We start from the raw sequence: 6859 nt of genomic DNA, 5'->3' as shown, positions 1-6859 counted from the left end.
CTCATACGCTAATGCGGTTTTGCCGCTCGCAGTCGGCGCCATTAAGCAGATGACGCTATTATCATTAAGCTTAGACGATGAACTAGAAAAGGACGATGACATGGACAACCTTGTGATTAAAAATACTATTAATGCTATTGGAGCGACGTTGTAGGAGCTGCTAATAATAGCGTAAGCAGATGTGAGGTGTTGATGGCCCTGATGGCAAAAGACTTAAGTATATAATCAATATCTACGACAAATGCGTGCAGATCTGGCGCTGACATCTGCTTAGCAACTTGGTTTAGATGCTGATTGATGGTGTCTGCTGTACTGATAGAATCTGAACGGGTAAACCAGTTTGAATCAAATAGAGCATTGATATGCGTATACCAGTCTTGCTCGCTAATGAGTAGCAACTGACCTTGATGAAACAAGAGCAGCCAAGGCAATGTCTTGTCGTCGTTATCTTCAAACTGCCAATTATCCTTTGCATCATGAATGACCTCCAAACACAGTGGCAAACTCATACGTTTATCTAAATGTACTGCCAGATCGATACTCTGATTATCAACACTTAATGATGTATCACTATCGTCATTATAAATATTCGTTTTTGCTAATGGATAATCATGATCTATAACAGGATTATTATTGATAGTAGGCGATGCGCTATATTGATCTATAGGTGCTTGTACCAAATAAGCGGACTGTGAAAATGGTTTGGTATTAGCTGAGTTGTTCATTGTAGACAGATTAGCTGCTAGAGCGTTAGGTGGTGGCAATCGGCTCAATGTCGTTTGAACCACATGACCTAAATGCGCGAGTATATTGTTCAAAGGACTAATCTTAATCCGCTGCTTGGTCGGATGCACATTGAGATTTAACCACTCACAAGGCAGCTCAAAATACAGCGCATAGTGAATGCTATCGCACCCTGCACTTGATGCAATTTGCTTGAGCTGATTACTAATCAGCGAGTCTTTGATCAAACGCCCATTGACATATAGTAGCTTAAGCAGACCTACCGTCTTATCTTGATTGGGCCAAATCCAGCCACTGATTTTTGCCTCGCTGAGCCTTTTGTCATCTGCTATGTGCTCAGGTTTGGTACTCGATTGCGACACCAGATTGTTCAAATCGACTAGTATCTCTAGCGCTTGATCCTTAAGCGATATGCCTAGAGCTTGCTCCAATCTTGGCAGCGGCAGTAGATTACCAATAGTGTACTCAATACCGCTATCGATAGTACTAGCACCTAAATGTAAGCGCTTTTTTTGATCGTGATAAAGCGTCAGTGTTATATCGGCGCAGGCGATAGCCACCTCGCGGACGATAGTTTCAATATGCATAAATTCAGTAGCTAGCGACTTTATATTACTGCGCCGCGCAGGAACATTAAAGTAGAGGTCTTTGACGGTGATCGTCGTACCGCGCTGATGCACCACTGGCATAAGTTTGGGCGTATCAGCTAATACGCCTGCTACCTGCAATTGCCGACCGATACCACTGTCATCATGACTACTGCTCAATGTGAGCCGTGACACCGCAGCCGTTGCCGCCAGCGCTTCACCGCGAAACCCAAGCGTGCTGATACCATGCAAATTGGCAATATCAGCCACTTTGCTCGTCGCATGACGCGTAACTGCCATGATCATATCATCAGGATGAATGCCACTACCGTTATCGATGACCTCTATCATGCCCATACCGCCTTGAGTGATACACACCTCAATATGAGTAGCACCCGCATCGACAGCGTTCTCAAGTAACTCCTTAACCACAGCGGCTGGGCGCGTGACGACCTCACCTGCTGCTAGTTGGTTAATGAGCAGTGGTGATAGCTTTTTGATACGTGTGCTTAAGCGATTATCTGACATAGTAAAAGCTTTAGAGATCCATTTTAAACTTTGGGAACTAATTGAAAAGATTAAGAGCTAGATAGGATACAGGTTAAAGGCCAATGGCTGATAGCTCTAGCCCTTGCGCCTGCCCTGCTTTAGATAAGCGCAGCGCAGCCTTTCGGCTGTCTTGATTGGTATCACTTTGAGTCATATCTATAAACAAAACGGGCGGCGGCAAATAGCTATCAGCGCGGCTCGCCCATTCAATGATAACTAAAGCATTTGGCTCATCGAGATACTCATCAAAACCGATAAAGGAGAGCTCCTCAGGGTCTTGCAAACGATAAAGGTCGGCATGATAGACTGGGTGAATAAAGCCGTCCGCTTGCTCGATTTGATACGGCTCAACCAAAGTATAAGTGGGACTTTTAACCGCGCCATCATGGCCAAGTGCTTGCAGCCAATAGCGCGTCAATGTCGTCTTGCCCGCGCCCAAATCACCTGATAACCAGACGCTGCCCGTGAGCGGTAGCGTCGCTAATTGCTCAGCCAAACGCTGAGTGTCGTCCTCAGAATGTAAAGTCAAAGTTGCTGTATGAATATCACTCATCAATGGCTGCCTGTCTCTTTACTATCCACTTGAACTCTGGTATCCACTTGCATCAATACCGTAGGATTGATAAAGCGCTCGCCTTTTATGAGCTTGGCATAAAGCTTGGGATCATGCCATTCGCTTTGCACTTGTTCACTAAATTCAAAGTCCTCAAGTCGTAGCTCACCCATCTGCGCGTTGGCGACATCATCGGCAAAGCACTGCGCGTAACCTGTCGCCGTCTCGTGCGCAATGACGGAATAAACGCTCACATCCGCCTCGCCGTTTTGCATTTGCGTCTGCGCTAGGATTGATTGCGCCCAAAAGAATATGACCCGCGAGAACTGCTCAGCTGATGGTGACACAGGCAAACTAATCCAGCGTGCACTAAATTTTTTGCATGCCTCGATATACTCAGGATCGTCTTGATTCCAAAAACAAATGGCATGATCAAAGCTGTCAATAATATCTTTGATAGATGATTTTAATAGGCCAAAATCATAGACCATCTGGCCTTGATCAAGACGCTGAGCCTCAAGTATGAGCTCAATCTGATAACTGTGCCCATGGATGGAGTGCTTGCAGCGCTCAGAGCTACAGTTACGCACGATATGAGCATTTTCAAATTTAAAAAGTTTACGAATACGCATAGATATCAACCAAATAAGAAACGTTATCCTGTCAGCCAAGATAACGAAAAGAGGGTGCCAAATTTAGTATCTATTATAGCAAATTGCTCTGCATCCGTAAGTAAGCGCTTATTAACAAGGTCTAGGTAGCATAAAAACAAACACTGATGTCGAAGTTTTGCCACCTTTAACATAATGATTCGATAAATAAACCTTTTAACTGCTTCGTGGCGCAAACATAATGATCGCCATTCCTAATAGTGCAATCGCAGACCCTAATACATCCCATGTGGTGGGTCTGATACCGTTCACAGTCCATAACCATAAAATCGCCATAACCACATACACTCCGCCGTAAGCTGCGTAAACTCTACCTACCGCAGTCGGATGTAGAGTCAATAGCCAGACAAAGGCCGCCAAACTCAGCACACCAGGAATAAGCAGCCAAACACTCTTACCCTCTCGTAGCCAAAGATAAGGTAGGTAGCAACCCACAATTTCAGCCAATGCGGTCAGCGCAAAAAGACCAAGCGTCTTTAATTCAGTCAAACCCCATTACTCCTTAATCGTAATAAATCCCGTCAAGTACTGAACGGCGTTGCCTGAAATCAAAACTCTATCGCTTGCAACCTCACAATATACTACCCCGCCCCGCTTTGATGCTTGATAAGCAACCAATTCGTTTTTACCCAAACGATCTGCCCACAATGGCGCCAGTCCTGTATGAATTGAACCTGTCACTGGGTCTTCATCACCGCCATTGGCAGGCCAAAAATACCTAGAGATAAAATCGAAATCTTTAAACTGCTTTGACTGAGTCTGACAAGTCACGACCACATCCAAAGGCGCTAGCTGCTTTAATTTATCGTTATCACGAACCACATTTAGAACATCAGATTCAAAATGATAAACGACAAAATAAGCTTGAGCGTTTTTATAGACCTCAGCAGGCGCGATGGACAACCCTGCCAGTAAACTCTCAGGAATATCCTCACATTCAATAGGTTTGGTATTGGGAAAATTCATCTGTATTTTACCGTTGTCAGTTTGTATCACGGTCATCATACCGATAGCTTTTGCTGATAAACGAATGGTTTTTAAAATAGGATATTTATTAAACAATATAAAAGCCGACGCCAAAGTCGCGTGACCACAAAAGGCAATCTCAGTCAGCGGTGAAAACCAACGAATGTGATAAGTATCCGCTGTGCTACCCGCCACTAAAAACGCAGTCTCAGATAAATTGTTCTCAGTAGCAATGGACTGCATCTGCTCGTCCGCCAGCCAATTCTCCGTGACTATTACAGCCGCTGAGTTACCCTTGAATAGCTCATCGGTAAAAGCATCTACTACGTTAATCTCAAGTTGCATACTAGTCTCACTCCTACATTTGTTATCAAATAGCATTAAATCCAGCGCCGAACTTTGGCTCTATAACTCTGATACGCTGTGCCAAATAACCGTGTCATCGCGCGCTCCTCAGGCTCAATCTGAAAGCGCGTCATGTAGATAACAAAGACAGGCAGGATTATAAACGCCAAATAATGGGATAAATAAAATGCCCAGCCTAACAAGACTAGAGTCAATCCGACATACATAGGATTACGCGTGTATCGATAAATGCCGCTAGTCACCAAACTAGATGCCTTTTCGAGCGCTTGCGGGTTGGGCGTGGTCTGCGCTTTTTTGAATTGAGCAACTCCTAAAACGCCTAATCCTAACCCTATAGCGCCTAAACCAACTGCTATCATGGTTGAGCCTTCAATTGAGAACTGTAAATTTGGCGCAACTTTAGAGACGCCATACATAGCAGCGGCTGAGACAACAACTTGTACTACAGGTGGTACTTTAAGCTCTAAAAAGCGCATGACAAGTCTACCTCCAATGTAAAACCATAGTTATAGTTTGAGTGCTAAACGTTTTATATAAATCATGCTGTCTTAAATATATCGTTACCAAAACATAAAAGCTTCTTAGCCCTAAAGCACCAAGAAGCTTTGTATAAATCAAAACATTACGGGAATACTATACCGCCGCTACGTGCTCAGCTTTAGCATAATTGTTAATCTCGGTCGGTACGGTTCCACTACTAATGCGCTCAGATTTCATTTGATCCGCTATCTTTTCAGCGATAGCGATGGTTGGCGCATTAGTGTTGGCACTGATCAGGGTCGGCATAATAGAGGCATCAATCACGCGCAAGCTCTCTATCCCTCTGACCTTGAGATCAGTGTCGACGACGGATAGCTCATCTGCACCCATACGGCAAGTCCCTACAGGATGATAGATAGTATCAGATCTGTTTTGAATGTAGCCAAGCAGCCCATCTTTTTCCAGATAGGGCGCGGCGTAATCTTCGGTGATAAACTTGGCAAGGGGGGCCTCCTCCATAATCTCACGCGTACGTTTGGCCCCTGCCATCATGAATTCAACATCTTTTTCATGTGACAAATAGTTGGGGTCTATAAGGGGTGCGACACTAGCATCGGTTGAGGCCAATTTAACCGTACCGCGACTCTCAGGGCGTAAATAACAGCTATGGACAGAGATACCATAACCCCATTTGACCTCACGGCCGTGATTAATGACGCGCGAGATGACAAAGTGCAACTGCGTATCTGGCCAATCAGTTGGTGTCGCATCTGTTGCATTAAAGAACGCGCCCGCTTCTGCGTAGTTGGTGGTCAGTATGCCAGTACCTTTTTTTCTCCACTCCCCAATCGCTGACATCATCATAGGTACCGTTCCAAAGCCAATACCGATGACATCTTTGGTATTTACCTTGTAATCAAAGACCACATCTAAGTGATCTTGTAAGTTCTCACCGACATTTGGCGAATCATGTACCACCTCGATACCGAGCTCTTCTAGATGATCTTTTGGACCGATACCTGATAGCATGAGTATCTGCGGTGAACCAAATGCACCAGCTGATAAAATAACTTCAGATCGGGCGGTGGCGGTATAATGTTCACCATGCTTATCATAAGCCACGCCTATCGCTCGCTTATTTTCAGTCAAGATACTAGTGACGCGCGCACCCGTCATAATCGTCAGGTTTTCTCTATCTTCAAAAGGATGGATGTACGCGGCGGCCGCTGAGCAGCGCTGGCCTTGTTTTTCTCCATGAAAATGGGTGACTTGATAAAGACCTGCCCCATCTTGTTTGGTGCCATTAAAGTCGTTGTTGGCGTCTAATCCATTGGCAATACAGGCATCAACAAAAGAGGTCGATATTGGACGAGGACTCACCAGCTCTGACACGTGGAGTGGTCCACTATCGCCATGATGCTCACTACCGCCATGTACATTGTTCTCAGCTTTTTTAAAGTATGGCAGCATATCATCGTAGCCCCACCCTGCGCAGCCATCCTGCTCCCAGCGATCATAATCTTTGGCGCTACCACGCGTGTAGACCATAGCGTTGATAGCAGAAGATCCGCCCAAGCATTGTCCACGTGGCTGGTAGCCGGTGCGATTGTTCAAGTGCGTTTGCGGCACGGTATCAAAGCACCAGTTGTTAATCTTGGTCGGTTTGTCACGCATCATAACGATGACGCCAGCTGGCACGCGTACTGCCAAGTCTTTGCCGTCGCCGCCGAACTCGAGCAGACAAACAGTGATATTAGGGTCTTCTGATAAACGGCTTGCCATAACGCAGCCTGCTGAGCCGCCACCGATAATTATGTAGTCAAATTCCATGAGTTAAGCGCTCCTTGCTTATGAGTAGCAGGTGTCAAACAACACCATACTGTCGCTTAACTATAGCAGAATTTATTATCAGTAGATTATGAGTAGGAAAATTTAACAAAAAA

The 6859-nt window shown here is 45.1% G+C and carries 7 protein-coding genes; all 7 read right to left on the bottom strand.

Features of this window, described 5'->3' with window-relative positions:
- Window positions 1-134: 134 nt before the first annotated feature.
- The 7 genes from mutL to ACTXGO_RS07955 all read right to left on the bottom strand — a co-directional run bounded on the left by mutL (window position 135) and on the right by ACTXGO_RS07955 (window position 6746).
- A complete protein-coding gene (gene mutL, locus ACTXGO_RS07985) occupies window positions 135-1859 on the bottom strand; it encodes a DNA mismatch repair endonuclease MutL (protein ID WP_443573978.1) in 1725 nt (574 codons plus the stop codon).
- Between the two features lie 73 nt (window positions 1860-1932).
- Window positions 1933-2433: a tRNA (adenosine(37)-N6)-threonylcarbamoyltransferase complex ATPase subunit type 1 TsaE gene (tsaE, locus tag ACTXGO_RS07980; RefSeq protein ID WP_443541513.1), complete on the bottom strand. Its 501-nt coding sequence runs from the start codon at window positions 2431-2433 to the stop codon at window positions 1933-1935.
- The gene (locus ACTXGO_RS07975; RefSeq protein WP_443541515.1) at window positions 2433-3065 is read right to left on the bottom strand and encodes a 6-pyruvoyl trahydropterin synthase family protein; all 633 of its coding nucleotides are present in this window, start codon (window positions 3063-3065) and stop codon (window positions 2433-2435) included. The genes tsaE and ACTXGO_RS07975 overlap by 1 nt, the downstream gene beginning before the upstream one ends.
- A gap of 195 nt (window positions 3066-3260) precedes the next feature.
- A complete protein-coding gene (locus tag ACTXGO_RS07970) occupies window positions 3261-3593 on the bottom strand; it encodes a YnfA family protein (protein WP_317199357.1) in 333 nt (110 codons plus the stop codon).
- Between the two features lie 6 nt (window positions 3594-3599).
- Entirely contained in the window at window positions 3600-4415 is an 816-nt protein-coding gene (locus ACTXGO_RS07965) for a PhzF family phenazine biosynthesis protein (protein ID WP_443573976.1), read from the bottom strand.
- Window positions 4416-4450: 35 nt separating this feature from the next.
- Complete coding sequence (locus ACTXGO_RS07960; RefSeq protein ID WP_443541519.1) at window positions 4451-4912, bottom strand: methyltransferase family protein; 462 nt, start codon at window positions 4910-4912, stop codon at window positions 4451-4453.
- 157 nt (window positions 4913-5069) lie between these two features.
- A complete protein-coding gene (locus ACTXGO_RS07955; RefSeq protein WP_443541521.1) occupies window positions 5070-6746 on the bottom strand; it encodes a GMC family oxidoreductase in 1677 nt (558 codons plus the stop codon).
- Window positions 6747-6859 lie beyond the last annotated feature (113 nt).

It is taken from the genome of Psychrobacter sp. T6-1, from assembly GCF_052258445.1.
Note: the sequence above shows the minus strand (reverse complement) of the source record. Positions and strands in the feature narration are given on the sequence as shown.